The 25,654-nt window shown below is 36.6% G+C and carries 27 protein-coding genes and 3 pseudogenes; 9 read left to right on the top strand and 21 right to left on the bottom strand.

Annotated features, from left to right (window positions below; all coding sequences use genetic code 11):
• Positions 1 to 40 precede the first annotated feature (40 nt).
• Positions 41 to 295: an aspartyl-phosphate phosphatase Spo0E family protein gene (locus tag D0466_RS18655; protein ID WP_325048744.1), complete on the top strand. Its 255-nt coding sequence runs from the start codon at positions 41 to 43 to the stop codon at positions 293 to 295.
• A gap of 215 nt (positions 296 to 510) precedes the next feature.
• On the opposite strand, the gene D0466_RS18650 is transcribed toward D0466_RS18655, so the two are convergent.
• A complete protein-coding gene (locus tag D0466_RS18650; protein ID WP_158555947.1) occupies positions 511 to 1,584 on the bottom strand; it encodes an ATP-binding protein in 1,074 nt (357 codons plus the stop codon).
• 144 nt (positions 1,585 to 1,728) lie between these two features.
• On the opposite strand from D0466_RS18650, the gene D0466_RS18645 reads away from it, so the two are divergent.
• Positions 1,729 to 2,085: a SpoIIAA family protein gene (locus D0466_RS18645; RefSeq protein WP_117324039.1), complete on the top strand. Its 357-nt coding sequence runs from the start codon at positions 1,729 to 1,731 to the stop codon at positions 2,083 to 2,085.
• A 1,140-nt stretch (positions 2,086 to 3,225) separates the two neighbouring features.
• Here the strand turns inward: D0466_RS18645 and D0466_RS23095 are convergent.
• The 7 genes from D0466_RS23095 to yneA form a co-directional block, all read right to left on the bottom strand.
• Complete coding sequence (locus D0466_RS23095) at positions 3,226 to 3,381, bottom strand: hypothetical protein (RefSeq protein ID WP_233522702.1); 156 nt, start codon at positions 3,379 to 3,381, stop codon at positions 3,226 to 3,228.
• 189 nt (positions 3,382 to 3,570) lie between these two features.
• On the bottom strand, positions 3,571 to 3,783 hold the full coding sequence (locus tag D0466_RS18635) for a YneF family protein (RefSeq protein WP_407675648.1): 213 nt from the start codon (positions 3,781 to 3,783) through the stop codon (positions 3,571 to 3,573).
• 87 nt (positions 3,784 to 3,870) lie between these two features.
• A complete protein-coding gene (gene sirA / locus D0466_RS18630; protein ID WP_117324037.1) occupies positions 3,871 to 4,311 on the bottom strand; it encodes a sporulation inhibitor of replication protein SirA in 441 nt (146 codons plus the stop codon).
• Between the two features lie 242 nt (positions 4,312 to 4,553).
• Positions 4,554 to 6,560, bottom strand: a complete 2,007-nt coding sequence (gene tkt, locus D0466_RS18625; RefSeq protein WP_117324036.1) for a transketolase — start codon at positions 6,558 to 6,560, stop codon at positions 4,554 to 4,556.
• Between the two features lie 213 nt (positions 6,561 to 6,773).
• Positions 6,774 to 7,010 (bottom strand): DUF896 domain-containing protein, encoded by a 237-nt coding sequence (locus D0466_RS18620; RefSeq protein WP_117324035.1) that lies wholly within the window; start codon positions 7,008 to 7,010, stop codon positions 6,774 to 6,776.
• A 73-nt stretch (positions 7,011 to 7,083) separates the two neighbouring features.
• Positions 7,084 to 7,734, bottom strand: a complete 651-nt coding sequence (locus D0466_RS18615) for a YneB family resolvase-like protein (protein ID WP_117324034.1) — start codon at positions 7,732 to 7,734, stop codon at positions 7,084 to 7,086.
• Positions 7,735 to 7,751: 17 nt separating this feature from the next.
• Positions 7,752 to 8,060, bottom strand: coding sequence for a cell division suppressor protein YneA (yneA, locus tag D0466_RS18610; RefSeq protein ID WP_117324033.1), 309 nt, complete (start codon positions 8,058 to 8,060; stop codon positions 7,752 to 7,754).
• A 157-nt stretch (positions 8,061 to 8,217) separates the two neighbouring features.
• Here yneA and lexA point away from each other — a divergent pair, with 157 nt between their 5' ends.
• Positions 8,218 to 8,841 (top strand): transcriptional repressor LexA, encoded by a 624-nt coding sequence (gene lexA, locus D0466_RS18605; RefSeq protein WP_117324032.1) that lies wholly within the window; start codon positions 8,218 to 8,220, stop codon positions 8,839 to 8,841.
• 106 nt (positions 8,842 to 8,947) lie between these two features.
• Positions 8,948 to 9,106, top strand: a complete 159-nt coding sequence (locus tag D0466_RS22340; RefSeq protein ID WP_158555946.1) for a hypothetical protein — start codon at positions 8,948 to 8,950, stop codon at positions 9,104 to 9,106.
• A 335-nt stretch (positions 9,107 to 9,441) separates the two neighbouring features.
• Here the strand turns inward: D0466_RS22340 and D0466_RS18595 are convergent, their stop codons facing one another.
• A complete protein-coding gene (locus D0466_RS18595) occupies positions 9,442 to 9,864 on the bottom strand; it encodes a hypothetical protein (RefSeq protein WP_117324030.1) in 423 nt (140 codons plus the stop codon).
• Positions 9,865 to 10,914: 1,050 nt separating this feature from the next.
• Between D0466_RS18595 and D0466_RS18590 the strand changes: the two genes are divergently transcribed.
• A complete protein-coding gene (locus tag D0466_RS18590) occupies positions 10,915 to 11,235 on the top strand; it encodes a hypothetical protein (protein ID WP_117324029.1) in 321 nt (106 codons plus the stop codon).
• 1,326 nt (positions 11,236 to 12,561) lie between these two features.
• Here the strand turns inward: D0466_RS18590 and D0466_RS18585 are convergent.
• Positions 12,562 to 13,389, bottom strand: a complete 828-nt coding sequence (locus D0466_RS18585; protein WP_117324028.1) for a methyl-accepting chemotaxis protein — start codon at positions 13,387 to 13,389, stop codon at positions 12,562 to 12,564.
• Between the two features lie 520 nt (positions 13,390 to 13,909).
• Here D0466_RS18585 and D0466_RS18580 point away from each other — a divergent pair.
• Positions 13,910 to 14,104, top strand: a complete 195-nt coding sequence (locus D0466_RS18580) for a hypothetical protein (protein WP_117324027.1) — start codon at positions 13,910 to 13,912, stop codon at positions 14,102 to 14,104.
• A gap of 592 nt (positions 14,105 to 14,696) precedes the next feature.
• Here D0466_RS18580 and D0466_RS23090 read toward each other — a convergent pair.
• The 7 genes and pseudogenes from D0466_RS23090 to D0466_RS18560 all read right to left on the bottom strand — a co-directional run bounded on the left by D0466_RS23090 (position 14,697) and on the right by D0466_RS18560 (position 19,407).
• The gene (locus D0466_RS23090) at positions 14,697 to 15,023 is read right to left on the bottom strand and encodes a DUF5661 family protein (RefSeq protein WP_233522710.1); all 327 of its coding nucleotides are present in this window, start codon (positions 15,021 to 15,023) and stop codon (positions 14,697 to 14,699) included.
• Positions 15,003 to 15,575: pseudogene (locus tag D0466_RS18575) on the bottom strand (cupin domain-containing protein); the annotation flags it as partial. The pseudogene D0466_RS18575 and the gene D0466_RS23090, both read right to left, overlap by 21 nt.
• 218 nt (positions 15,576 to 15,793) lie before the next feature.
• Entirely contained in the window at positions 15,794 to 15,934 is a 141-nt protein-coding gene (locus D0466_RS23085) for a hypothetical protein (RefSeq protein ID WP_233522701.1), read from the bottom strand.
• 254 nt (positions 15,935 to 16,188) lie between these two features.
• On the bottom strand, positions 16,189 to 16,398 hold the full coding sequence (locus tag D0466_RS22620; protein ID WP_199484589.1) for a methyl-accepting chemotaxis domain-containing protein: 210 nt from the start codon (positions 16,396 to 16,398) through the stop codon (positions 16,189 to 16,191).
• Positions 16,374 to 16,481, bottom strand: a pseudogene (locus tag D0466_RS23675) (methyl-accepting chemotaxis protein); the annotation flags it as partial. The pseudogene D0466_RS23675 and the gene D0466_RS22620, both read right to left, overlap by 25 nt.
• Before the next feature lie 656 nt (positions 16,482 to 17,137).
• On the bottom strand, positions 17,138 to 17,458 hold the full coding sequence (locus D0466_RS18565) for a putative quinol monooxygenase (RefSeq protein WP_117324025.1): 321 nt from the start codon (positions 17,456 to 17,458) through the stop codon (positions 17,138 to 17,140).
• 404 nt (positions 17,459 to 17,862) lie between these two features.
• Positions 17,863 to 19,407, bottom strand: a complete 1,545-nt coding sequence (locus D0466_RS18560; RefSeq protein ID WP_117324024.1) for a sensor domain-containing diguanylate cyclase — start codon at positions 19,405 to 19,407, stop codon at positions 17,863 to 17,865.
• Between the two features lie 338 nt (positions 19,408 to 19,745).
• Here D0466_RS18560 and D0466_RS18555 point away from each other — a divergent pair, with 338 nt between their 5' ends.
• Both D0466_RS18555 and D0466_RS22330 read left to right on the top strand, forming a co-directional pair.
• Positions 19,746 to 19,928, top strand: coding sequence for a hypothetical protein (locus D0466_RS18555; protein ID WP_117324023.1), 183 nt, complete (start codon positions 19,746 to 19,748; stop codon positions 19,926 to 19,928).
• Positions 19,909 to 20,097: a hypothetical protein gene (locus D0466_RS22330; protein ID WP_158555944.1), complete on the top strand. Its 189-nt coding sequence runs from the start codon at positions 19,909 to 19,911 to the stop codon at positions 20,095 to 20,097. The genes D0466_RS18555 and D0466_RS22330 overlap by 20 nt, the downstream gene beginning before the upstream one ends.
• A 217-nt stretch (positions 20,098 to 20,314) precedes the next feature.
• Here D0466_RS22330 and D0466_RS18550 read toward each other — a convergent pair.
• The 4 genes and pseudogenes from D0466_RS18550 to D0466_RS18535 all read right to left on the bottom strand — a co-directional run bounded on the left by D0466_RS18550 (position 20,315) and on the right by D0466_RS18535 (position 24,249).
• Positions 20,315 to 20,561, bottom strand: a pseudogene (locus D0466_RS18550) (hemolysin XhlA family protein).
• A 375-nt stretch (positions 20,562 to 20,936) separates the two neighbouring features.
• Entirely contained in the window at positions 20,937 to 21,821 is an 885-nt protein-coding gene (locus D0466_RS18545) for a YitT family protein (protein ID WP_117324022.1), read from the bottom strand.
• Positions 21,822 to 22,715: 894 nt separating this feature from the next.
• A complete protein-coding gene (locus tag D0466_RS18540) occupies positions 22,716 to 23,213 on the bottom strand; it encodes an AAA family ATPase (protein ID WP_117324021.1) in 498 nt (165 codons plus the stop codon).
• 178 nt (positions 23,214 to 23,391) lie between these two features.
• A complete protein-coding gene (locus D0466_RS18535) occupies positions 23,392 to 24,249 on the bottom strand; it encodes an aminoglycoside phosphotransferase family protein (RefSeq protein ID WP_117324020.1) in 858 nt (285 codons plus the stop codon).
• A gap of 563 nt (positions 24,250 to 24,812) precedes the next feature.
• Here D0466_RS18535 and D0466_RS18525 point away from each other — a divergent pair.
• A complete protein-coding gene (locus D0466_RS18525; protein WP_117324019.1) occupies positions 24,813 to 25,649 on the top strand; it encodes a helix-turn-helix domain-containing protein in 837 nt (278 codons plus the stop codon).
• Positions 25,650 to 25,654: the final 5 nt, after the last annotated feature.

The raw sequence follows: 25,654 nt of genomic DNA, 5'->3' as shown, positions 1-25,654 counted from the left end.
AATCAGAACGAACTGTTTGAATTAATTTCCATGACAGCTTATAATTGTAACATTCATACATTTTTTCAAAAACAATACATTCTTTATAATAATATGGAGATGTTGCAAAGAAAGGACCATAATCGAGACGAAGACAGAATTTCTCGCTCTGATTGAAAAAAAGAGAATTGAACTGTTCCATATTGTTTCCAAGAACGGTTTAAATTCAAACATAACCTTGCAATACAGCCAGGAATTAGACCAGCTGCTTAATCAGTACAATAAATCTTTTATAAAGATGGATATCTCCCCTTGAAAAAGATTACGGCGCATGATACAGGTTCTGAAATTGGAAGAAGATCAATACACCGAATTTCTTCAAATCCTCATACTGCAGCAACCTCCTCAGGTAACTTTTAATAACCTTGGCCATTCAGTTTTATTCCTACTTCTAAATATAAAGTTTCAAGATTTTTAAAATAAAAAAAAGATAGGCACAATTTATCCTATCTTATATTGGGATAGTCCTCTTCAGATTTTATCAGTAAATTTGGCCGCATTACAGTATGTCGGCAATGTAACGGTTACAGCCGTACCATGGTTTGTTCTGCTATTAACATTGATTGTTCCATGGTGGTTTTCAATGATACGCCTGCAAATCATCAATCCGAGCCCGGTTCCCTTTTCTTTTGTTGTGTAAAATGGTTCAAAAAGTGTTTTTTGCCTCTCTTCTGTAATCCCAGAACCATTATCAACGATTTGAATGATATAATTCTCTTCCTTCCCGGATTTTAGTACAATGTTAATGTTTTTATTCCTTTCTAACGTCGCTTCAATTGCATTTTGAATAAGGTTAATCAACACTTGTTTTAACTGGTTTGGATCACATACAGCAATGATGGAAGATTCCAGTTTGGCATTCACTTTGATACTATTAATATTTGTTTGCGGTTCCATTAATTTAATCACATGTAGAATTAATTCTTTTATATCAGTTTCTTTAAATTCAGTTGTATCATTTGGTTTTGCAAGAAACATGAATTCATTTACTATTTTATTGATCCGGTCTAACTCATTCAGCATTATTTCCAGATACTCTTTTGTGAGGGCATCATTTGCATTTTCTTTTATAATTTGTGCAAAACCTGTTATAGAGGTTAAAGGATTTCTGATTTCATGAGCAATACCGGCTGCAAGTTCACCTACCATGGAGAGCTTTTCCATTTTACGAACCTTCATTTCATGTTTCTTTTCAGTAGTAATGTCGATTGCAGTGCCGTTCACTTCAACGGTGCAAGAATTCCGTATCGACGGTGTCAAGGAAGCTACGTAATACGAGCCATTTAAGCTCCCTTCGTAATTCACCGTTTCTCCATTCCATGCTATTTCGTAAAACATCTGTTTTTGTTTCGCTTGGTCTTCAGGAAGAAATTCATACAGGGTATGGCCGATTACCTCCAAGGGGTTAATGCCGACCTTATCAAGGAAATCTCCTTCAATGAATGTATGGACGAAATCATTATCTTTTTTGATATATTTAAAAACAAACCCATTCTTCCTGGGTATCAGGTTTTTGTAATTAATGCCCTCTTTCATACCTGCCATATTTTGCCCCCCCTTTCGACCATTGTTATTATTGTAACTTAATTCGTCATATTTTATCGAAAATCCTTGTTTCATGGAGAATTAGTTTCATAACAGGACTCCAGGGGAATTCAACAAACAACATGAATAAGGGAGGTTTTTCGATTGCTATCTATTTTCCCGAGTAAAGACAAATCAACCATAGCCATCGAATTTGCTGGGAAGGCTACAAAAGAAGACGCTCAGAATCTTGACCGTTACGTTCAAAACAACTTTGAGGAAAATGAAAAATTCAATTTCCTTGCAATCATGCATGACATCGATGGGATGACAGCAAAAGGGATTGTCAATGGTGTGAAATTTGATGTAAAACGCTGGAAACAGTTCAACAAATTCGCAGTAATAAGTGATAAGAAATGGATAGAGGAATTGGCTGAAGCAGGGACTCATTTGCCTGGAATCAAGGCGAGGCATTTTAACAAAGGCCAAGAGAATGAGGCGTGGGATTGGATTAAAAAATAGGCTCTATAATATTTGTTGGGTCACGGAATATTTTTCAGTAGTCCTAAATATTTGTTATAATTTAAATAGAGAAGTGACACCCCCTAAAGAGCTATTTCTAATTGACCGTTCAATCCTTCCAGATTGGATGGTCTTTTTGCTTAATCATTGTGTAAATAACGGTTAATGACCATATGACAATAAGTAATATGATCGCAAACGTGTGTCTGTGCAAAAATCCCGTTACTTTAGCCCTGTGATCTCACCGCCAAGGAATTCAATAATATCAATACATTTAAAATTACTTATTCGTGTATCTTTCTAAATTCAGCCGAATCTTTATAATGTACATGGATATTGAACATTCAGAACTTCATTTTGAAAATCTGACTGACAGTTAAAGTGTCCGTCCTTTTCCCCGTTATAGGTGAACGTTCGGACAAATAGTTTAACTCCGACTCCGTTTTTAAATCGGACTCCCCGTTTAAGTGAGAGTCCTCGGTTTACCTTTTTACCAAAAATTCACACCCCAATTTTTGGGAGTGATTTAGAAAACATAATTTTGCGTTATCATCTCATAGGCTTCCGCCTTAAAGTCGGAAGGCATATGGACACTTTTGTCCGAGTAAAAATTCAGATGAATACAATAGCGAAAAATACGGATATTAATTTTCGACACGGCTTTTCTCATTTTAAGACCTATTCCTCTTCTTTACCAAGTGGATTATTTTCACTGGGTATTTTTGATTATATCGATATTTTTAACTTTACAAAATTTGTAAAGAGGAATATGCTTTAATAGTCGTTATAACGTGAAAGGGAAATTTAAATTAGATGACTACTTGATAACTCTGCGCAGGAGGTCGTCAAGAAAGAGATCTATTGAGAAAGACTCTATTTGCTGTAACGACAGGCTGTCTATCCTTTAGGATAGGCAGTTTTTATTTTTATATTGACAAACCGATGAATACATAGCTGTAGCTTCTATGTCCATTTGCTTCATCCACCGTACATTGCCGGAACTCATGGGTATTTTCTGAATAAAATATACGAAGTACTGTATTAATACTATTCAAATCTTTCAATATAGATATGCAACTAACGATGACAAACTAAATCCAAGCTCATGAAGCTTCTCAAAATACTTCTCCTGAAATTTATTTAAAAGCGTTCCAAAGGAATAACCCTACTTATTTTTCCTGAATGAATTGTTTGATCTGCTTTAAATTCTTGACGTTTATTTTTCATTGTCTTCTGAGTAAAACCCTTGTCCTTACAGTGGTAAAAATACTCTTCTAGTGCATCTTCTAATAGCACAAAAAAAATACCACCCTTTCCAGTGAATTTTTCATCGGAAAAAGCGGTACTTTATCGGGAAAATGAAAGATTAAGCAATTTAAGTAGAAATTTCGAAGAAGGATTAACTAATGTTGTTTCCCAACTGGATAAGTTCTACGTTAAAAATTGCTTTCAACCTTTGACAAACCCTTATAGGACAAGGTTTTATTACTTCATACCCTTGTTCATTGCGCTCATCATTTGGTTGATCTTCTTCTGGGACGGCTTCATACCCATTTGCATCATCATCATTTTTAACATCTGCTCATTAATTGGCGGATTTTTCTTTAGGTAGCTCATCATATAACGGCGAGCAATGAAAAATCCTAGTGCTATTCCGGCTAATAAGGCCAAAATACCGACTAGAATATAACCCCACATATTTATTTCCTCCTATCATGTTGTCTATCATACAGTGTACTAGACCAAGGGTTATTATACAATATCGAGGGTTAAAATGTCGCCTTTTTACACAAATTTTCTTTCTTTGACAGGCTTAAGCCAGCCATATCGATTATTTTCGAGATCGATGGCAAGAAAACCGGAATCATATTTCCGGATACATTCAAAAAAAGATGTTTCGGCTTCAAAATTCCCCTCTGCCTGCAAGGCAATAAATTCCTTGCCCAGTTGAAGGGCAGCTCTGCTTTTTCCTGCTCTTTTTTCTAAGTAATATACCCCATCCTTATATAAAAAATCTTTATTCCGCATTGATAGTTTTTCTAATATATTTCTTAAAGCCGCAACAGGAATAGCCCTAGTGATATATTCGATTTGTTTTTGCAGTATACCCTTTTGGCTTCCGGAAGAATTAGTATACTCCAAAAACAAATTGAAAAATAAACGCTCTCTTCCATAAAAATGGCGAGCAAATTCATCCTCTATCAGGTAGATTCGATAATTTCTCATTCCAACCGCCTCCAAACACTCCTTTTTGCTATTATATATTTCAAAAATAGAAAGATATGTTGTTTGATGGTGAAAATTAATTCTTTTTTTGTCGAATCGAAATTTTCTGAATATACTGTATAGGTTTAACTATATTCTATTTATATTTGTATGTAAAATAATAACTCTTTAAGGCAGATCGAAAAATTCTAAGGTTCATAAAAAGAAACCTGTCCAATTAAAGACAGGTTTCATCTTAATTATTAATTTTGAAGCATTGCTTTTACACGCGATACGACATTATCAACTGTAAAGCCAAATTCCTGCATGATCTTTCCTCCCGGGGCAGACGCACCGAAGTGGTTGATCGCAAGAATCTCGCCTTCATCTCCTGTATAACGGTCCCAGCCAAGCGGTGCAGCCATTTCAATAGCAAGACGTTTTTTGACTGAAGGATTGATTACACTCTGCTTATATTCTTTTGTCTGTGCTTCAAAGCGGTCCCATGAAGGCATGCTGACAACGGCTACATCAATTCCTTCTGAAGCCAGCGCTTTTTGGGCATCAACAGCGAGATTCACTTCTGAACCACTTGCAAGAAGCAAAGCATCAGCCTGTTCTTTCCCTGCAGGCGACACAATGTATGCTCCTTTTGAAACACCTTCATACGCCCACTCCGCCGTACTGGGAAGTGTTGGCAGATTCTGGCGTGTCAAAACAAGAGCAGTCGGTTGGTTCTTTGATTCAAGCGCAAGCTTCCATGCAGCGGCTACTTCATTTCCATCAGCCGGCCGGACTACGCCTAACTTCGGCATAGCACGCAATGCCGGCAATTGTTCGATTGGTTCATGAGTAGGCCCGTCCTCTCCTACAGCAATACTGTCATGTGTAAATACATATGTCACAGGAAGGCCCATTAATGCGGCCAATCGAATTGCAGGGCGAAGGTAATCCGAGAATACAAAGAAAGTTCCTCCGAATACTTTGATGCCGCCGTGCAGAGCCATACCATTCAATGCGGCACCCATTGCGAATTCACGTACCCCAAACCAAATGTTCCTGCCTTCATATTCACCTGGCATATAATCAGCTTGCCCTTTGATCATGGTATTATTGGAGCCTGCAAGGTCCGCAGATCCACCGATAAAACTTGGAAGGTTCTTCGCGATCGCGTTTAACACCTCACCACTTGAAGCACGTGAAGCAAGGCTCTTTCCTTCTTCATAAACCGGAATATCTTTATCCCAACCTACCGGAAGTTCACCCTTCATTGCGCTTTCAAGCTGCGCGGAAAGCTCCGGATAGGATTTCTTGTATTCATCAAATAAGTTATTCCAAGCATCCTCTTTACTCATTCCTGCTTCGACACAAGCTTCTTCGAAGTGTTTGTAAACCTCGTCAGGAACATGGAAATCCCTTTCAAACGTCCACTTATAAGCTTCTTTCGTAAGCTTTAATTCATCTTCGCCAAGCGGGGCGCCATGTACGGAAGAAGTTCCTGACCTGTTCGGGGACCCATACCCAATCACCGTCTTCACTTCGATTAAAGTGGGATGTGCTTCATCACTCTTGGCCTCTTTAATTGCATTTGAAATTTCCTGCATATCATTGCCGTCGTTAACACGAATATACTGCCATCCATAAGCTTTGAAACGATTTTCCACGCTTTCACTGAAAGACTTATCAAGGTCGCCGTCCAATGAAATATCATTTGAGTCATATAAAACAACCAATCTTCCAAGCTTGAGATGCGCGGCTAAAGAAGCTGCCTCAGCAGAAACACCTTCCATTAAATCTCCGTCTCCACAAATACTGTATGTATAATGGTCAACAACATTAAAGGAATCCCTGTTATAAGTGGATGCCAAGTGCCGCTCTGCCATCGCCATTCCGACTGCCATCGCAATCCCCTGGCCAAGCGGTCCTGTGGTCGCATCTACACCTGCTGTATGGCCGAATTCCGGGTGGCCCGGAGTTTTACTTCCCCACTGGCGGAAATTCTTTATGTCATCCATAGATAAATCATATCCGGATAAATGCAACAAACTGTAAAGAAGCATAGAACCATGTCCGGCAGAAAGAACGAACCGGTCCCTGTTAAACCATTGAGGATTCCTTGGGTTATGGTTCATAAACTGTGTCCATAATGAATAGGCCATCGGAGCAGCACCCATCGGCATCCCTGGATGGCCGGATTTTGCCTTCTCAATAGCATCAATGGACAAAGTCCGGATGGTACTGATGGAAAGTTCATCAATCTTATCTAACATGCAAAAACATCCCTTCCTTGATAATCACTCTTATATATTATAGTTCCCTCTTTATAAAGACAACTAAAATCGCTCATTCATGCGAGCAGTTTAAACACTTTTTCAGCTATTCAAAAGATCGATAAAAATGTCTGCTTATTATGATTCACAAAAAAAGAGAATACATACTTATTATGCATTCCCTCCTTGGTGTGCAGACAATTTTACAATCCCTTAATGCAGCCGTTTCTTCTTATCCCTTATATCCTTTATTTTTTTCGGGGTAACATCGTTTCCCTCCGGATCGATCACTGTTACACTTTCCAATGTATTGGCCATTGAATTTCTAAAAGATTGTAAATATTCGCTTCTAAGTTTCGTTTGTTCCTTTGCCTCTTCTTCTGACAATCCGGTTTCCCTAGACTTCTTCGACAGTTCGTTAATACGGGCAATTTTTTCTTTGGACAGCATCTTTTCGCTCCTTCTCAGTGATGATGATACTGCCCATCTTATAAAAAATATTAATAAAAAACAAGTTATACGGTCAGCTGTCTTGATTCTCTTTTTGAAATTCCAGGTATCTTCTGTGCACCGTGGCCTTGGAAACCGCATAACCAAACCCTCTTAAAGTTGCGGCAATTTCATCGAAGGTAAGGCCATTTTCCCTGAGCCGGACAATCTCCGTTAGGGGAATTACCTTTCGTTCCCGGCCGCCCGGGTTCCCCCTGTTGGCAAGATTTTTTTGAGGCTTGTACCCGTTCTCGACTGCACGCAGCATGCCTCTTTTGATTTTCAAGTTATGGAGCTTCCTTTGGTATTCTTCGACGAGGCCAATGATGTTGAGGACCATACTGTCTGAATCGGATAACTCGATTTCTCCGGAATGTGAAAGAGAATAAATACTGGCACCTTCCTTGATGATTACATGGAACAGGGCAATTTTTGCATTTCCCCTGCCCAGCCTGGTTTCATCCTGTACCAACAGAGCGTTCGCTTCTTTATTTCTTAATATTTCCAGCATTTCAAAAATGCCGTCCCTATTTAGTTCATAACCGCTTGCCTGCTCCTTGATTACTGCAGCTACTTCAAATCCCAGCTCCTCAGCAAGCTGCCGCAATTCCTCTTCCTGCCTTAAGAGCGAAGTTTCCTGTGATGCTTTTTCTGTGCTAACCCGGCAGTATATGATTGCTTTCATCTGTATATCAAATCCTTTTATTCACTTGCCAGATTATGAATGGCGGCATTTTTCTCAATAGGGATAAAGATCCTGTCACCAGGCTGAAGGGATTCAGCACTTATATCATTTTGTTCCTCTATCCAGGAAATGAAATCTGTTCTGGAAAGGTTTACAGTTTCATAACGCTCAGCGAGCTGCCAGAGAGTTTCGCCTGAAGCGACTTTCACCGATTGGTAGTTATCCAGGTTTTCCTGTTCTGATTTTAATGAAAGCAATAATGAAAAAATGAATACCACGCCCAATAACAAAATAGTATAAGAGTGTTTCCGGAATAATGTTTTCACTTAAAAAACCCCCGTAATCGAATACTTGTTCGTTTTTCTGATTTGAGTATAAACCGAACATTTGTTTTGTGTCAATAATTAAATTCGAACTTATGTTTGTATACGTTATTTGTACATGCTATAATGAAGCCAAGGATTTTGAGATGGGGTGCGTGAAATGACAAAACTATCTAAAAGGCAGTATGATATTTTAGAATTTATTAAGGATGAAGTACGCAAGAAAGGATATCCCCCTTCCGTACGGGAGATTGGGGAAGCCGTAGGCCTGGCATCCAGCTCTACAGTACATGGGCATCTTTCAAGGCTTGAAAGCAAAGGGCTTATCAGGAGGGATCCAACAAAACCGCGGGCTATCGAGGTTCTTGATTTGGAGGAAGCCAGCAATATTCCTCAAAACGGAGTTATTAATGTACCCTTGCTGGGGAAGGTTACAGCCGGCCTTCCGATTACTGCGATAGAAAACATTGAAGAATATTTCCCGCTCCCTGAAAACATGGCACCTCATGACGAACAGATTTTCATGCTCGAGATCATGGGTGAAAGTATGATTGAAGCTGGGATACTGGATGGGGATTTTGTAATCGTCAAGCAGCAGCAAACGGCCAATAACGGTGATATTGTGGTAGCAATGACAGAAGATGATGAAGCCACTGTCAAGAGATTTTTTAAAGAAAAAGATTTCGTACGGCTACAGCCGGAAAATTCAAATATGGATCCAATTATTTTACAGAATGTTTCCATTCTGGGGAAAGTTATTGGTTTATACCGGCAAATCCACTAAAAGCGCGCATGCGCTTTTTTTATATTCATATTATTCAAGTCCGCCATAATGATAGGTATATTTACGCACGGCATTCTCATAATGCATAGGTAAAAGGAGGTGCATCATGGGCGTTACATCTATTATATCAATGGCTGTTTATTTTTTAAAAGGCATTGGAATGGGTATGTTCATGCCCATTTCCCAAAAGTTCCCGTATCCCCCGGCACATGCCCACATAAACCTGCTGAAATGGACGTCTCTTGCGTTAATGGGTCTCAAATAACACTTTTTCCCATCCATCGGTGAAAACCGATTGGCTAAATTTCATTTTTGGCTGTATAACATTGGCCTGCCGATCATGATGTCTGGCCAGCTTTTAATTGAATCTGGAAGAACAGCTTTTGAACCTGTTATGGTGATAGGGCCAGCATTATAAGCGTCGATGTAATCCTTTTTGTTATGACCGTACTGATGAATATTAAAAGCACTGCAGGGAATAAATGATAATATCACTTTGTGCAAAAGTGGATAAACTGCAAAATTGAAGAAGCCCAGTGCCATGCTAGGGATTTTGTTGTGAGATAAGAAAGGTGCTCGCCCGTCGACGAGTTTTCTAGTCTATTCCTTATTTAATTCTTTATAAGCGATTACTTTTAAAGCAAAGATTTCCTCTTCAGTCAGCTTGCTCTCCGCTTCAGCCATGAGTTCTTCTTTCGTAATTGACCCATTTTGTACTCGTGTTTGTATATCTTTTAAGTTGCCGACGCCAAATTTACTGATAAGTGTCTTTGTAGCTTCTTCTTTTGTTGTGAACGCCAACGTGTCCCTATCAACATTTTTACCGCCTTCTACAAACTTCTTAAGTTCCGGGTCAATTTCGATAGCTTTTTTAATTTCTTTGCCTTCCCCGCTACTTTCAAGCTGGTGCGAAACAGCATACACCAATTTGTCAGAAGCAATTTTTGTCCCGAAATGATAAATCCCCAACCCGATAACCGCTAGAATTACTACTATCGCAGATAGTATTTTTACAGCTTTCATAATTTCCTCCTTTTTTCCTTATTATATAATGGAAGTCTCCAGAATTAAATTTCTTACATGTAAGGGTTCGATCTGAATGCTACAAGTAACTTGTTAACATAATACTATTATGTAATATTTAATTGTGCAAATTTATGATATCGAAATTCTTGCGATTCACCTTTCCAGGCTTCAAGCTATCCAAAATGAATCGCTCAAAGCTTGCCCGTACTTATAACCCACAAATCTCCTTCTAAACTAACAATAAATTTTCACTTCTCAACCTATTCCCTCTAAAATCTTTGGTTTACAATCTTAAATTGAAACAAGAGCCAACAACCCGTGCATATCAAGGAATTTCACTCTATCTTTTTTAGCGTTCCGGAAAGGAATCGCCAGCTATGGCCGACACCTATCAGGCTGTCGCCTATGACTATTCTTTGGGAAACAATGAAAATAGAGTTTTTAGTTAAAATTTTCAAGCAGTTAGCGAATTAAATCATTAGGTCCGGTAGCGGAATGCCACCTATTTGTAGAATTATTAACTGCTAATAGCCTTATTAAATTGTCAAACTAGTAAACTTTAAGTCGATAATCCTTTTAAATTCCACCACTTCACTCACTAAAAACACTCAAGCCGGGCAGGAAATAAGAGTGTGTTTTTGTATCAAAGATATTCTTTTATTTCCAATCAAATCTCCAGACCATAATAAAATTATCCATAGTATACAATTGCTGCTGACTTAAAATCCCGTCCGTCTAATTCATTTTGATCATTGTGTTCATTTTCGGGGGACTTATTATATAAGAAAATACATCTTTAGCTGATTAAGTTACGCTTATAGATGGATAAAAGGAAACCGCCTTAGTTGCTGGTTTGTTCTTTGAATGAATATCTGCAAATTTTTGCTCATAAAATGTACTGTCGGAGGGTAACTATGGCACTATATAGTGATGCAAAAGACATTAAGCCAGGTTCGCTTGCTTAGGTTAGTCAATGATACTTTATTGTTTTAAACTCTACATAAATGGTTTATTATTATAGCAATACTCAAACAGGAGTGTTCAAATTTGAAAAAACATTTTATCCTTTCTCTAGCCCTAATAATATCGATCTTTTCGTATTATTCCGTTTACGCTCATACACATGACTTTAAAGTCAATGCCGTTCAAGAAGGTGTTTCAATAGATAATGAAGATACTCCTTCTGATATTGATGATACAGGCAAGCAGGATATTATGGGATTTTATATATTATTTAAGCCCTTTGTTGTTCTAATTCTGGCTTCCTCGTGTTCATGTCATTTACTCATCCGTTTTCTTAGGAAAAATATTTTGTTTACTCCTGTCCTTTATCAATCCAATTACGTGGTAATTACACCTTTTGAATAATTAATATTTAATTATTTCTTACTCAAAGGAGGGTAATTATTATGATCTGGATTCGTTTTATTATAATTGGATTTTTTTCTTTAACCTCTTTATCACTTTTTACTTTTCAAGGAATTGAAATCTTCCAAGCTTTATTGGATCTTATAAACAAAAAATAATGTAACATATACCTATTAAGGGCTTTTTGCCCTTAATAGGTATATGGCAGCTTTTATAATATAAAAGTAATAAAAACGATTTAATAAAGAAAAATACAAAAAAATTGTGAGATTTTACACAAGCCCTATTCCTCCTTAACCGGGTTGGTACAGGGCTTTTTAGAATTAAATACTTTGTAATATCCATTCTAACCAACTGCTTTTCAGATTATTTGAGCCAAATTGTATATATGATTCCTTGGTCCAGGATATCAAGGCAGCAAAACCGCAGGATAAAATGTAATTAATAATTCCTGTTTAGTTACATTTCTAAATGGGTTTTCTTCAGTACATTGAGAGTTCCACTGTTTTAACAAAGGCAAAAAGTAATTCATGAATGTCAAAATTGTTCAGAACACAACCACGATGATTTCCGTCCAATTGTATACAAGAAATAAACTAATTTTTCAGTCGGATCCCATTTTAAACGAGAATAAATATTGATAAATTGGAACTTTTTTACTTATCGGTTGCCAGTTAAATCGACTTGTTAACTTGAATTAAAAGAAACTGGATTTTATACGCAGGAACAAGCTGCTTACCCAGTTCATTTTCTTTTTAAAGATATCCATAGCCGTCTTGTCATGATAAAGGCAGCTGCATAAAAATAGCCAGTGCAGTAGCAACATTTAAAAAGCAAATATCAATTCCTTTCTTTGGCCCCCCTATTTATATCCCTGTTAGAGTGCGTTTTCTCCTTATTGAAGCATAAAAAATACATTTGCTTTTCAGTGGTGTTGTTAAGCATAAATTATATAAAAACAAGTATATAAAGGACCTTTTTCGCTCAACAACACATTAAGGTACCATTAACAAATAGAGGAAGAGATTCAACTATTAACCATTTTCCAATCTGGGATTAATACTATTAATGACGCTAATGATGAAATAAAAAAGCGACCAGCTTTAAAGGGACTGGTCGCATAATTTGAGTAACAGGAAAACAATCAATAAAAATTTTTATAATTCTATAATACTCTTTTCAATGGTCCCTTTGCCTTCAAATTGCATCTGGTAATGATTTCAATAATTTTTTATATTATGTCACTTGATATTCCGCATGCGACTTAAACAAGCCAGCATATGTGATATATGCTGACCCCAATGTTATGAACATTTGTTAATGCTTTTACTTTTGGTTTAACAATCCACTCATGAAACTATCTAGTGAGTGACTTAGTTGGTTCAGCTCCTCTGTAAGCTTAGTAAAAATTTCGGCGTTTGAGCTTAATTCAGAAGATGATTTCTCAATATCCCCGATACTTTGAGTTACTGCCGATATTTGCTCTTTCATATCACCCAAGAAGGATCCGATTTGTTTGGAGGCTTCCCCTGTATTGCTTGATAGCTTCCTGATTTCTGAAGCAACAACGGAAAAAGTCTTCCCGTGTTCGCCTGCTCTTGCTGCTTCTATTGAAGCATTTAGTCCAAGCAAATTGGATTGCTGTGATACACCCTCAATAAAAGAAATCACCTTAGTTACTTCTTCAGTATGCTTCATAGTAATTTCCGATGATGCTGAAATTTGTTGAATGGTAGCTGAAAGTTCCTCTGCATGCGCTGTGATGGTTTGGGTCTGATCACCAATTGTACTTGAAATATTATTTAAGTTAGAAATAATATCTTTTAAGGTGTACTCATTCTGCAAGCTAATTCCAAAACCTAAAGACCCAATCCATTTATTGTTTTCGTCAAATAAAGGATAACCAACCCCCTTAAAAGGTGTACCATATTCAGGAGGTGTTAAAATTTCCACTCTATTAAGTGTTTTTTTAATTTGACCGAAAAGATCATAATCTAAAAAAGGTTGTCCATATTCTATCCCCGGGTCTAAATTCTTACCTGGTGATGCATAAATGTATTTTTCTGTATCAGTAATTGCTACTATAAAATCCTCATCTTTTAGTATTTTTGTAAGTATTGGTGCAATGGAAAGCGCTTGTTCTAAGCTATTCATCTTCTGACACTCCTTGGTAGTATTTAAGCATAAGCATAAATCTTTTATCGTCAAAAAATGATTAATATTTAATCGTATTTAAATTCTCATTCTATTTAATGAGCTAATAGTACGCTGAACTTTAGAAAAAAAACCTGCTGGTTGAGATGAAACGTAAAGATAATTATTATTCCATGATCGATCTTTGACATCCTCTCCAGCATTACAGCAGCCAAGCAAACCCGAACAAATGGATCCTTTTGTGAGCTACAAGAGCCCCAGGTTGCCTTTATTTATGATGCGTCAACTGGCCCTTCCGGTTCAGGAGTATATCGACCATACATTCTTATTGTAAAAAGAACCTAAAATGAGGGTGAAATTATGAAATTGGACAATATAAGCTTAAAGCGAAAAATTACTATCCCCGCTTCTGAAGCCATCAATTGCTGAGAAACTTCAAGTATCAGAAAGGAAATTGCGACTTTACGAATCCGGTTAAAGTAATTTATCAAAAATTATTAACAAGAAAGTGGATGATTTTATGAATTTGAATGAGTATTTTGAAGTAAAAGAGAAATATGCCGACATTAAACTAAGATTGATTAAAATAGCAGCGAAACTCCATGAAAATGACCAATACTCCAACGACGAGGCTGTTAACGATTTAATGAATATCATTGGGAAAATAGAAGGTTTTGATGTCAAGATTAGCGATGCTGTAATCGAGGATCAGTAATAAACGAACATATTGAGCCATCATAGTCAAAACCCTTCTTGGCTGGCTGGTTATAACTTACAATAATTTTCCAAAAGGCCCATACCAATTGTATCCTTTGTTCGATTCTCTTCGTTTTACCATTTAATTCCAAGTCGCGGATAAAGTATTTGATTTCTTATGTTAGCTTAGTTTAAACAGAAATTTTTTATGCCCAACCTGTGATTTTATTTTCGTTGTTTTTGAGGCAGCGTATTTTCATCCTGGTTTCCAGCTTGTTCTCAATTTATTTTTTGCCATACCATTATACAAACATCCCTGCTCCTTGATAGATTTTTAAACCCATTTCTAATCCAGAAACAAAATCACCCAAAATATGCCGCAACTCCCTTACGGTGCTTTTATTTTCCTGGTGATTATAGCATTTTATTCCAGATATTTGAATTGGGTTATTCATTTAACCTGGCCCTTTAGTTTAATAACTCTATACGGATTCAATAAAAAAAAGTGCCTTAATCCTTCCCTGGATTAAGGCACCATTAGTACACAAGTTCAAAACCAATAGGTATGTTTGGAATTAAAATTGCCAGTTCCTATGGTAATGAATAAAAAATCATTTGCTCCAATAGAATTTTGCTTCTTCTTCAAGGAGTTTTAACCGTTTATAATAATCTGGAAATTCGTTAAGGTGAGCCAGTGCTATTTTCCCAGTAATAATTGGATCATCCCCAGTAACATTTGTTTGGCTTGATTGTTTTCCATGTTCAAGTTCAGTATTGACTCCCATCCAAAACTGATCTAAATCAAATTTGCTTTTATTAAAGTTAATGCCTAAAAGCAAAGCAATTGCTGCTGCTTCAGCTTTAGAGAAGCTAGTTTTAACTGATCCGTTATTTTTCAACCTATATACATTTCGACCGTGGTCTTCTTCGGCCGCCATTGCATCTTCTTTTTTAATATGAACAGTACCAAATGGATGGTTAGGAGGAGAATATATGGAATAAAGTTTGAGCGGAATTTTACCTGTATTGGTAAGATTATGCCATGTTCCAGCAGGTATCATTATTGCAGAATCATCATAGACATTTCTTTTAAAGTTTAGATTATCTTTTCTCTTGCCCATTTGAACAATCCCCTGGCCTTGTTCAATACGTAAGAATTGATCAACATCGGGATGAATTTCCAAGCCGATATCTTCGCCAATATTAAGACTCATCAATGTAACCTGCAAATGTGTCCCAGTCCATAAAGCGGTACGATAGGTATTATTTTGCTTTGTAGCCTCATTGATATTGATTGCAAATGGGTTCGGCCCATAATCCCTTATCTTAATTTTATTTCTTGCATTCTGGGGTGATAAAAAACCAGATCTATAAGCATCATCATTAACAGCCCTGTAATTAGGAGGTCCTACATGGTTAAACATTGGTACATTAGTGTAATAAGGATTTCGTTGATATTGGTCTGGATACATAAATGGTTCATAGTACATCTTTTTCAATCCCTTCCATGATTTATACAATTAACCTATGCATTATTTTAGGGAATGTACTCGCATATATATAGGTGATCTGATTTAAAGGAATACACGATTCAATAATGCATGTTTCCTAATTCATGACTAATTCAAAGGATTAATCTTTACTTAAAAAAACAACAATAAAAGGGCGGTGAGTTTTATTTTCACCGCCCGCCCTGCTTCAAAAAAAATTATTTAGATTTATCCAATACGCCTATCAATGTAGCTTCAATTTTTCCTGCTATTTCCTCTAACTCTGGATCATTTAGCATTCCAACCATCATTGTCGGCTTCGGTAATCCAATTTTTGTTATGTCCCCAGACCGATACACAGTTATTTTACCCCGTAGGAAATATAGTGCAGTAAGCAACAAGATGTGTAATGCAGTCTAAACTCTTCCATTCACAAACCAAACAAAAAGCCAACAGTGAAACCGTTTACTTCTGATCATGTATATTTATTTCATTAGGTTAACTACATTTGTCTTGCAATGTCAGTTAGATTATCAGTAGTTGTAGCTACTGTGCTGACACCATCTGTAATTTCTTCGATTACCGTAACAAGCGACTCCAGTTCTCTTTCAATTTAAATACTTCCGTTTTTGATTTGCCCCATGGATTGTATCACCTGTTCGAAGAATTGATCCAATTGATTGATTCCCTTTACTCCATCGGAAACCAAGGTGTTGGCTTGGTCGGTGGATTGGTTGACTCCTTGGATACCATCGTTCGTTTCAGAAATGAGTGAACTTACACTGTCTAAACTATACTTCGTCTGCTCAGCAAGTTTTCTGATTTCGTCGGCTACAACAGCAAGCCCTTGCCATGTTCTCCAGCCTGGGCTGCTTCAATAGCGGCATTTAATGATAATAGATTGGTGGGTCCACCATGGGAACTGCAGAGTAAACTGGATAGGTTGAGGGTATATGATACGGCGGATACAGCAATGATATTATTTCAGCACAAAAATTCTAATAAATATGATGATTCGTACATAGAAATTTTATCATTGATGAATTCCACAAGGTATTTTGGCAATGAATTAAAGCCTCTCCAATTGGAAGGGCTTTTAATCGAGCCTTCAAAATAGAAATATATGCTAATTCATAAGGCAAAACCACTAGGATGACACTATGTGACAAGGCCATGTAAAATTTTACTGATCAACCTCATCAACGATTGCATTATGCGTTGAAACACAGAAGGGCTCTTTTTTTTAAGCGTTTTTTGTTTTCTTACTTCCAGCTCTTTTCCCTTATTTGTTACAGTTACATAAATAGCCCCCTGCTTTGCTACCTAATTGCTTAAAGCAGGTGTAAAACGACTTGTTTTAATTTTATAGCATCTTGTTTTTAAGGATATATATCTTTACAACTTTACTCGTTGACATCCGTCTCTAAATGATGTCCCCTCTTCTTCCACTAATCTCCCCGTTAGTCAACAAAAATATGGACATCCTGTTCCGGAAGCATAACATAAAAGCCAACAGAGTTCTGTTGACCTCTTGATATTTATTAACTTTGTGAACCGTGAGTTTAATAAGAGGTCGGTGAAATGCCCTTGCCGCCCCTTGTATTTAGAGTGCAGATTCTCTCCATTCCAGTAATTATTTGTTTTGCACGCTTTATTAATGTTTGTGTCGCTTCAAGTGTAAGTGACGCTTGATGGGCAGTTTCATTACTCCACACTTCATAAACAAAAACAGAATTATGTTCGTTTTCAGAAGTGTTAACGAGATATATCTCACATTCGTCCAGATTCTTCATCGATTCTGCTGCTTCTAATAAAATTTCTACCATTGTGTCAAGTTCGCCCTCTTGTACTTTAAACTTGACAAACAAACCAAATTTACTCATATAGTCCTCCCTAATTTTGTCATTGTTAATTGTTTCTACACGGAAACATGATTATCCTATTATTCCCATAAATATATATTAATAAATATTCCTTTTCCTACTGTTTATCTCCCGTCAATACAATTTTCATTCTATTTAAACATATGGGATTCATTCCAAGTATCCCATACTCTTATGCAAATTTGAGTATCGTTGAGAAGCCGTCTAAAGTGAATTCTTCGATTTGCCTGCCCCCGTTAAATCAAAGATATACATCATCTTCCGGATATGACAAAAAGCCAACATCACTGTTGACTCCCACATTGCTTATGAATCTAAAAAGCCCGTCAGTTCTATAAGATAATAGATATACATTGAAGTTTTTAATAATTACTTTCACCAGTGGTACGGTCCGAATGTTATTTTCACATTTTTGCTGCAATGACTATTTTGTTTCTTCCCTCTTGTTTTGCTTTATAGAGAGCCTGATCTGTTATGTTTAACAAATCTGTAAAATGCTTTGCTGTTTTAGCTGAACTTCCTATTCCTATAGAGAGTGTCACTGGATTTCCTGTAGGACTGGAAGTCATTTCAGCTTTTTTTCTTATTCGTTCTGCTATCGTTTCAGCCATTTCCGTATCAGTTTCTGGAAGGATAATCAAGAATTCTTCCCCGCCCAAACGGAAACACAAATCCTTTTCCCTGGTTTCTTCTTTAGCCAATTTCGCAATATACTTTAATACTTCATCACCCATTTGATGTCCATATTGGTCGTTCACAGCTTTAAAACGGTCAAGATCAAATAATAGGATAGAGTAGGATTCCATTTCTTCAATTGTCTTTTCCAGCGATCTGCGGTTAAAGTGACCTGTTAAAGGGTCAAGGTTTGATTCATTTTCCACATAATGAAGTTGCCTCTGATAAGAATCAACAGCCAATAAGATTGCCCGCTTTAATTCTTTTAATTCATAATACCACCCAGAAATACGAGGTACAGGGACGGTTTCATTTTCTGAAATGTTTCGTGCATATTCGGCCAGATCCCTTACAGGTTTTATAATTGTCTTTAACATTACAATGGAAATAAGGAAGACAAAGATCATAAACGGAATCGCAATTTGGCTTACTTGTTTGGCCATTTCCAAAGTTGGTTCCATCACGGAATGTTTCGGCGTTTGGGATATAATCCCCCACTTGCTTGTAGAAGAGGCGTATCCAGCCAACATTGGCACCCCTCTTGTATTGATAACCTCCTGGTTCCCATTATCACCTTTTAATGCTTTCTGTACAGCTTTGTTTTCTTTTGCATTTGTATTGATTCTTTCATCTTCAGGGTGATAAATAACATTCCCGTCAGAATCCACAACAAATACATACGAATCATTTTTATGTTTTGGATGCTTGTCAAGAACTCTTGTCAGACTATTTTCTTCATGTAGATGGATGGTGCCAGCAAGAAAACCTTTATACCCGCCGTGATCGTCAAAAACAGGGACAGAAATAAGTAATATGAGATTTCCAGTCACACCCACATATGGTTTGGATACTAAGGACACTTTATGTTTCAGGGCTGCCTTTGCCCCAACGGTACTTAGCTGTTTCCCCTTAATGGACATATCCGGAGCCGAAGCCAAGACATACCCTTTTTGATTGACAAACAACATGGAATTAAAAAAAGTGGTCGAATCTAACGTATGCTTTAATTCTTGATATATCGCATTTGAATCTTTGGTTAAATATTCTCCATCTTGCGATTCCATCTTCAGACTTTTGAACATATTCCTAAAAAGAGAATCCGTCGTAAGCGCCAATTTCTGGGCATAATACTGATTTTCTATTAAATAATTCTGCTCTAAGTTTTTTTTACTTACTAACATACTTGAAACAGCCGTTCCAAGCCACGTCCCTACCATGGCAAAAGCTAATAATGCCAGACTTAGTAATTGTATATTCAATTTAAAAGGCTTCATTTGTTACCACCGATTTTTTGATAATTCTACCTTAGTCTATATCGGACAAACATTAAGCGATTTTATATATAAAATATGGAAAACTCTACATTTTGGATTCAAATCATTTTTCAGTGGTTTTTTTTTACATAAATTGTCCCACGATTACAAAAGAAAGCCACATAACAAAATTACTGCTTTTAGTTACATAGAGGTGCCTGAGCCGGAAAAGGCCCCGGGCTTACACATTAGTTAACTTCCAATATTAGCTCTTTAAATTAGAAAATCTTAACATTGAAATGTTGGAACTTTTTTACTAAATCATTAAAGGAGATTTATATATTGCCTTGAACTGATCCATGAGAATCGAATCTGTCATTCACAATATAAAAAAAGCCTGTGACAAAAATGAATTTTCTAATGCCCGGGCAACAATAGATAAACAATGGAATAGGGTTACCGAACCTAAAAACTACTTATATTTAAATGAGAATGCAAAACAATTTGTTAAAATTATGAAAGATGAAAAGAGAAAAAGATGATTTTGGTGTTCTATCTCTAGAACAAAAACGTGTTTTACAAAAAATGAACCAGTATGTCCGAGATCCTAACTTCACCTACACAAAACTTACGTACAGCAAGTATGAACAATTATTTAATTTGCCAGAGGCTGGAACTATGGCTTACAAAACATGCAAAAATCATTTGTGATTCTTTAAGGAAATCAATCTAAGCACAACGATTCCGGACTAATATAAGGAGAGACCAGAGCCTGTGCGGATTTCTAATACGCTTTACCTCCGTGCTTATGCGCCCTTGTTTTATTGTGAATCATCTTTTTTGCCATAGCAATTTTCAAGTCGATGCCTTTCCCTCCACAGAGATCAAAAATCCGGATGCAACACCGGCCAATTCCTCACAATGGCAATCACGCCTCAATAACTTCGGTACATGCAGCTTGGATAATTCCACCGGTAATTGTGCGCTTAATCAAGGTTGTGTTTTCTTCAATTTTGTTAATTTCTCATTCATTACCATAATTTGTTGATAGTGACGGTCACTTGTTCTTTTCAACGTTGATACCCTCGGCTCCATGTCTTAAATTCGGCCTTCAATTCCATGATTTCTTTCTGGTTTGCATTCAATCTACTTGGTACCAGAACTGTTTCAGGCATGGTATCCCCCTTTTTCGTGCATAAAAAATACACCTACTTTTCAGTGGCGTTTGTTACAATTTTTCTACATGTGTTTAAAATCAATTGATGTGTATCAACTGTGGGTGTACCCTAAATAAATAAATTCTCTAGAAAGAAGAGACTCAAAGTGAAGAAACTGATACTTCTATTTGCATCTATAATAATTACCTTCTCTTTAGGACACCAAATAAATGGAGGGTTTAAGGATCCACGTAAATATCGCCCTAGATATTCTCAGCTGAAATAAATCTCCTGTTGCACATAATATTCCGTATGTGTAAGAAAAGCCAGCATAAAAAAGCTGACCTTGATTCGTTCATATTCAGATAAGAAAGACTTTACCCAATATGTTGATTAATGAATATTTCTTTTTTTGAAGCGCCCTCCTCTGACTTCTGCAATATCCGCAATCGCGAGAAAAGCTTGAGAATCAATTTCTTCAACAATTGTTGTCAATATAGATTCTTCGAGTCTGGTGATTACACAAAAAATCACCTTTTTAAAATCACCTGAAAACGCACCTTCTCCTGGCAAGTACGTTACCCCTCGTCCTAATCGTTTACTGATTGCATCCCCAATTTCCGTTGCTTCATCGCTTATGATCCATACAGATTTGGATTGTTCCAATCCGTCTACCACGGTATCAATTGCTTTAACAGCAATTACATAGGCTAAAATGGAATACATAGCCCTATCCCATGTGTATACGAAACCTGCAGCACCTAGAATAAAGAGGTTGATAAACATTACAATTTCACCAACAGAAAAAGGCACTTTTTTACTTATTACGATCGAAAGTATTTCTGTACCATCCAGTGCACCACCGCTGCGAATCACTAGTCCTACCCCTACACCGATGAATATGCCACCGAAAATTGTAGCAAGAAGAATATCCTGAGTGAATGGTGGAATAGGATGGAAAAACGATGCGAAAATAGAAAGCATTATAATCCCGTACACAGTTGATATAGCGAAGGTTTTCCCAAACTGTTTATATCCAAGGTATACAAACGGTAAATTCAGCAGGAATAAAAAGATTCCAAGTTGCACTCCTGTTATGTGGGAAAGCATAATAGATATGCCTGTTACTCCACCATCAATAACTTGATTTGGAACTAAAAATATTTCCAACCCCGTGGCCATTAACAAAGCACCAATTGTAATTAATACAGCTCGCTGAAAAACTTTAATAGGGGATAATTTCCTATGTTGTTTTTTCAGTTTTATCACTTCAGTCAAAAAATCACGCCTTTTATTTCTTATTATATCCTAATCCCCTAGTAAGCAAAAATTGATATGGCTCGACATACGAGTGAATTGATTGCTTCCGTGTAATGAACATAATTTCCAACTATGACAGAAAAGCCAACATCACTGTTGACCATCTGTTCTCAAGACTAATTAATTCGCTTTTGCAAACTCAGTTATCTGTTGATCTTTTTTCCCACTGTAAGGTAAGCAAGGCCTTATCAACCTCAGCCTGGCCCAATTTCGGTTAAAGGTTTTGCTGCAATGATTGTGTAAAAGATATGTAAAATGATTTCAATTTATTTCATTTAAATGTATTTATCAATTTATATAAAAAACACCATAAACACATTGATATATCAACATTTAGGAGTGTTCTTGGTCTTTATTAAGCTTCACCATAAAGACTACATAGCGTCCCAGATAGGAATCGAACCTACGACCTACAGCTTAGGAGGCGGTGGTTATTGTTAGGAGAGGAATTGGTTGACCTGGATAAACCTTGATATATTCACATATTTTGAACACCTTATAGGATTAAGTCGGAATGTTTCCGACCCCAACCGAACAGTTTCGACACCAATCCGACCCCTTTTCGTTTAAATTTAAATTGTCCCTTCAATCTTTTTCTAAACATTCAAGAGGATCGTCATAATTTTTTGCATCAATACATATCCTAACCCGAGTCTGAATCCTACTCAAAGCCGTCATGCTTTTTTTAAAACTAAAGCACCCGTATGTTTAAGTGTACCACTTCACATAGTTACATCAATTGATTTTAACATATATACATTGTAACTTTTCTTACTCACCTTACATTTTATATCATATAGAGCACCTCCCAGAAGAAAAGGTACTCTATACTTAAGAATCAGTGACTCCTTGTTATTCTTTTCCGCTAAACTCTAAAATATTTAAACCCTCGGATGCCTCTGGTGCTTCAAAAAAACTAGTAACATGAATAAACACCGCTTCCGTGTCAAAAGCTGCTCTTTCGGGTTGTTCGATACGCCTTTGTGCAATTTGACGTAAGCATTGCTCGTTATTTAGATTAAGGAAAATTAGTTGATGGCTTGCATTGACCTCTGACGCCATATCCAAAAACCACTTTCGCAGTTTTTGAGTGTTAGCTGGAAAATCCATTACTACATCTGTACCGACACTTAATATGTTTTGGACATGCTTTTTCACCAACGGCTTGAGCTGCGCTGAGAATTTTAGATAGTCATCAAATGATGCAATCTGATTGGGATAAAGAGATGAAAGCCATTCATCTTCAGACAACAGTACCGCATGTTTATCTATCGCCAATTGTTTTGATTTAGTTGATTTTCCAGCTCCCATTTTTCCACAGAAAAAGTATAGCGTCCCCAATTGTTTCATATTTTTTTAAACCCCCGCGTTTATTTTAGTGTAAACTTTTTACTTCGTAAGTCCCATAGATATTCTCCTCTTATAATATTTAGACGTGCCAAATTTACTTATTCTACTAATTTCATTTATATTCCTTCTTTAACAAACCTGCCCCGTTTGCACAGTAAGCACAAGTCTCTTGATGCAGCTATATAATTAGCCTTTTTGTGATATTCATCCAGGAATACCAGGCTTTCATATACTCTTCATAATCATTTGGATGGTGTTTAATACATTTCCCTAACCTGAGATATAAACCAATAATTACGTTTTCGTATAAAAATAACTTTTCTTTTTCTCTTTTAATCATCAAATGACTTACAGCGTAATCTATAGTTTCTTTTGTTAAATCATCTGGGGAAGAGCAAAATGCATAGATTAAATCATAAAGAGGGTCTCCAATAACAGGTGCAGGGTCAATCACCCCGCTAAGCTGTCCATCATTAAAAATAAAATTGTGGACTCCACAATCACCGTGTATTAAGTAAGGTTTTGTATCTTTAGGGATTTTTTTGACAAGGTTAGATATAAAATTATGGTCTTCCCTATCTAATCTTCCATCAATAATTTTATTTGCCTCAACGACTTCGTTGATTAAAAAGTTCTGCCAAGAATCAGTTATTTGGTCGGCCCATCCCCAACCAATATTATTAGAAACGGACTTATAATTGTTTAAGAGTCCTTTCACAACATCTTTGAGAATTTCTTTTTTATTTTTTTCGATGTAATTTGTAGACCCATTTACGTATGAATATACTAAGTAATTGTATGATGGTTCTACGAATAGAAGTTTAGGTAAATAACACACTTCCTTATAACGATCAAGAAAAATCGCCTCTGATTCAATCACTCGTTGATCATTTAGCTTAATAACATATTTGGAACCATCAATATTTAGGAGATACAATTTACTCACAGTACCGCCGTTTAGTTGTTCCCATTCTGTTGGTTCTGAGTGAATAATATTATTGTGAATAAGATCTATAATTATCTTTTCAATACACATATTTCATCCTCACTTTTACATAATACCTTGTTCAACTAACCTGCTCCATTAGCTCAATAAGAGGAATTCTATAAAAAAGGCCGTTAATCCTTCCTGGATCAACACACCCGGTAGTTAAACAAGAATTATTCTCTATTTGTTTTAAGCATAATTAGTATCCTGTATAAAATATAAGTCACTCCCAGAGATACAAGGGCGATAAATAGCAGTTGGTAACTAAAGGTATCGATTCAAATAAAAAAGAGCCAAACCCCTTACTAATCAAGGGTTTGGCTCTTTTGTTTTTAGCGTCCCAGATAGACGTTATAATTCACTCAGAAATCCTTATATATCAATGTTTCCTAATAGTGGTGTGTAAAAAATGTGTAAAAACATATCACGTATAAAACAAAAGAGCACAGCGTGCATAAGTAGTGCTACCAACACCCTTATACCGTCCGCCTGAATAGACCAGGCAAACACTTGCTGTACCCTTGAGTGTAGTTTATTACATCATGGGTTTCTTAGCAACGGTTTGCTTAAATAGGCCGTTGCTTTTTTGTTTCCAAAGGAGACATATAAATATGAAGAAACACATTGATGTTATAGCGAGTGTGGATTCTTATCACAATCTATCCACCTTCACAGATATTGAAGAAATGAATAAAACTGTACGCACTTATAAGAACTCAATTAAATCTGCGGTCAAGCGTGTAGATGTACAAGCCAGACTTATTACTCTCGTGGAACTATTAAAGCGTCACAGCTGCAAGCAAATCGGTGTGAGCTATATGTGCAAGAATACTATTGCATCCAAATTGGAGATTTCTTATAAAACTGTTCAAAGGCTTGTGAAGAAATTAGAGGAACTGGGTATGATCCGGCAGGTCGCTATGAAAAGAAAAAAAGATATGTTGCAGACGGCTAATGCTATCCTTATTATTCCTGTGGAAGACAATCTGTCCGACAAGACCCCTACTAAAAAGTCCGGGAAGTGTCCGACCATTAAGACAACTAATATTTCTTTAAAACAAAATATAAATAATAAACGTAAGACTGTCTCCCAATCATCTATTGTGGATAAACCTGGTCATAACTACTTTCAGCAATCTAACTTTGTAGCTCATTGGGTTCCAGATAGGTTTACTGACATGGTAGGTTCTTTTTACACAAAAGCCGAAATAATTCAGGAGTTTTGGAAAGTAGTGAAACAATGTAATAGGGTTGTGAACTATACTTCCGAAGAGAGGGCATTTACAGCTGATCAAGAGTTACAAATCGGCATCCGAGCTTTTAAAGAGTTTGTTATGAAGGTTAAGAAAGAAACAACTATGAAGAAGGGAATATTCGCCTACTTCAATGGTATCGTTAATAACTTGATGGACAAGCTTTATTTTGATGAGGACTTTATGCAGGAATAAACCAT

It is taken from the genome of Peribacillus glennii (assembly GCF_003429105.1).
In the GTDB taxonomy this organism is placed as follows: domain Bacteria; phylum Bacillota; class Bacilli; order Bacillales; family DSM-1321; genus Peribacillus; species Peribacillus glennii.
Note: the sequence above shows the minus strand (reverse complement) of the source record. Positions and strands in the feature narration are given on the sequence as shown.

Excerpts from the sequence above, each read along its gene's own strand:
- tkt (WP_117324036.1), bottom strand. The coding sequence starts at position 6,560 with ATGTTAGATAAGATTGATGAACTTTCCATCAGTACCATCCGGACTTTG.
- D0466_RS18565 (WP_117324025.1), bottom strand. The coding sequence starts at position 17,458 with ATGAGTAAATTTGGTTTGTTTGTCAAGTTTAAAGTACAAGAGGGCGAA.
- D0466_RS18595 (WP_117324030.1), bottom strand. The coding sequence starts at position 9,864 with ATGAAAGCTGTAAAAATACTATCTGCGATAGTAGTAATTCTAGCGGTT.
- lexA (WP_117324032.1), top strand. The coding sequence starts at position 8,218 with ATGACAAAACTATCTAAAAGGCAGTATGATATTTTAGAATTTATTAAG.
- D0466_RS18580 (WP_117324027.1), top strand. The coding sequence starts at position 13,910 with ATGAATTTGAATGAGTATTTTGAAGTAAAAGAGAAATATGCCGACATT.
- D0466_RS18620 (WP_117324035.1), bottom strand. The coding sequence starts at position 7,010 with ATGCTGTCCAAAGAAAAAATTGCCCGTATTAACGAACTGTCGAAGAAG.
- D0466_RS18540 (WP_117324021.1), bottom strand. The coding sequence starts at position 23,213 with ATGAAACAATTGGGGACGCTATACTTTTTCTGTGGAAAAATGGGAGCT.
- D0466_RS18560 (WP_117324024.1), bottom strand. The coding sequence starts at position 19,407 with ATGAAGCCTTTTAAATTGAATATACAATTACTAAGTCTGGCATTATTA.
- D0466_RS18555 (WP_117324023.1), top strand. The coding sequence starts at position 19,746 with ATGAGAATCGAATCTGTCATTCACAATATAAAAAAAGCCTGTGACAAA.
- D0466_RS18535 (WP_117324020.1), bottom strand. The coding sequence starts at position 24,249 with ATGTGTATTGAAAAGATAATTATAGATCTTATTCACAATAATATTATT.
- D0466_RS18615 (WP_117324034.1), bottom strand. The coding sequence starts at position 7,734 with ATGAAAGCAATCATATACTGCCGGGTTAGCACAGAAAAAGCATCACAG.
- D0466_RS18650 (WP_158555947.1), bottom strand. The coding sequence starts at position 1,584 with ATGGCAGGTATGAAAGAGGGCATTAATTACAAAAACCTGATACCCAGG.
- D0466_RS18585 (WP_117324028.1), bottom strand. The coding sequence starts at position 13,389 with ATGAATAGCTTAGAACAAGCGCTTTCCATTGCACCAATACTTACAAAA.
- D0466_RS22340 (WP_158555946.1), top strand. The coding sequence starts at position 8,948 with ATGGGCGTTACATCTATTATATCAATGGCTGTTTATTTTTTAAAAGGC.
- D0466_RS18635 (WP_407675648.1), bottom strand. The coding sequence starts at position 3,783 with ATGTGGGGTTATATTCTAGTCGGTATTTTGGCCTTATTAGCCGGAATA.
- D0466_RS23090 (WP_233522710.1), bottom strand. The coding sequence starts at position 15,023 with ATGGCGGCCGAAGAAGACCACGGTCGAAATGTATATAGGTTGAAAAAT.
- D0466_RS22330 (WP_158555944.1), top strand. The coding sequence starts at position 19,909 with ATGAAAAGAGAAAAAGATGATTTTGGTGTTCTATCTCTAGAACAAAAA.
- D0466_RS18525 (WP_117324019.1), top strand. The coding sequence starts at position 24,813 with ATGAAGAAACACATTGATGTTATAGCGAGTGTGGATTCTTATCACAAT.
- sirA (WP_117324037.1), bottom strand. The coding sequence starts at position 4,311 with ATGAGAAATTATCGAATCTACCTGATAGAGGATGAATTTGCTCGCCAT.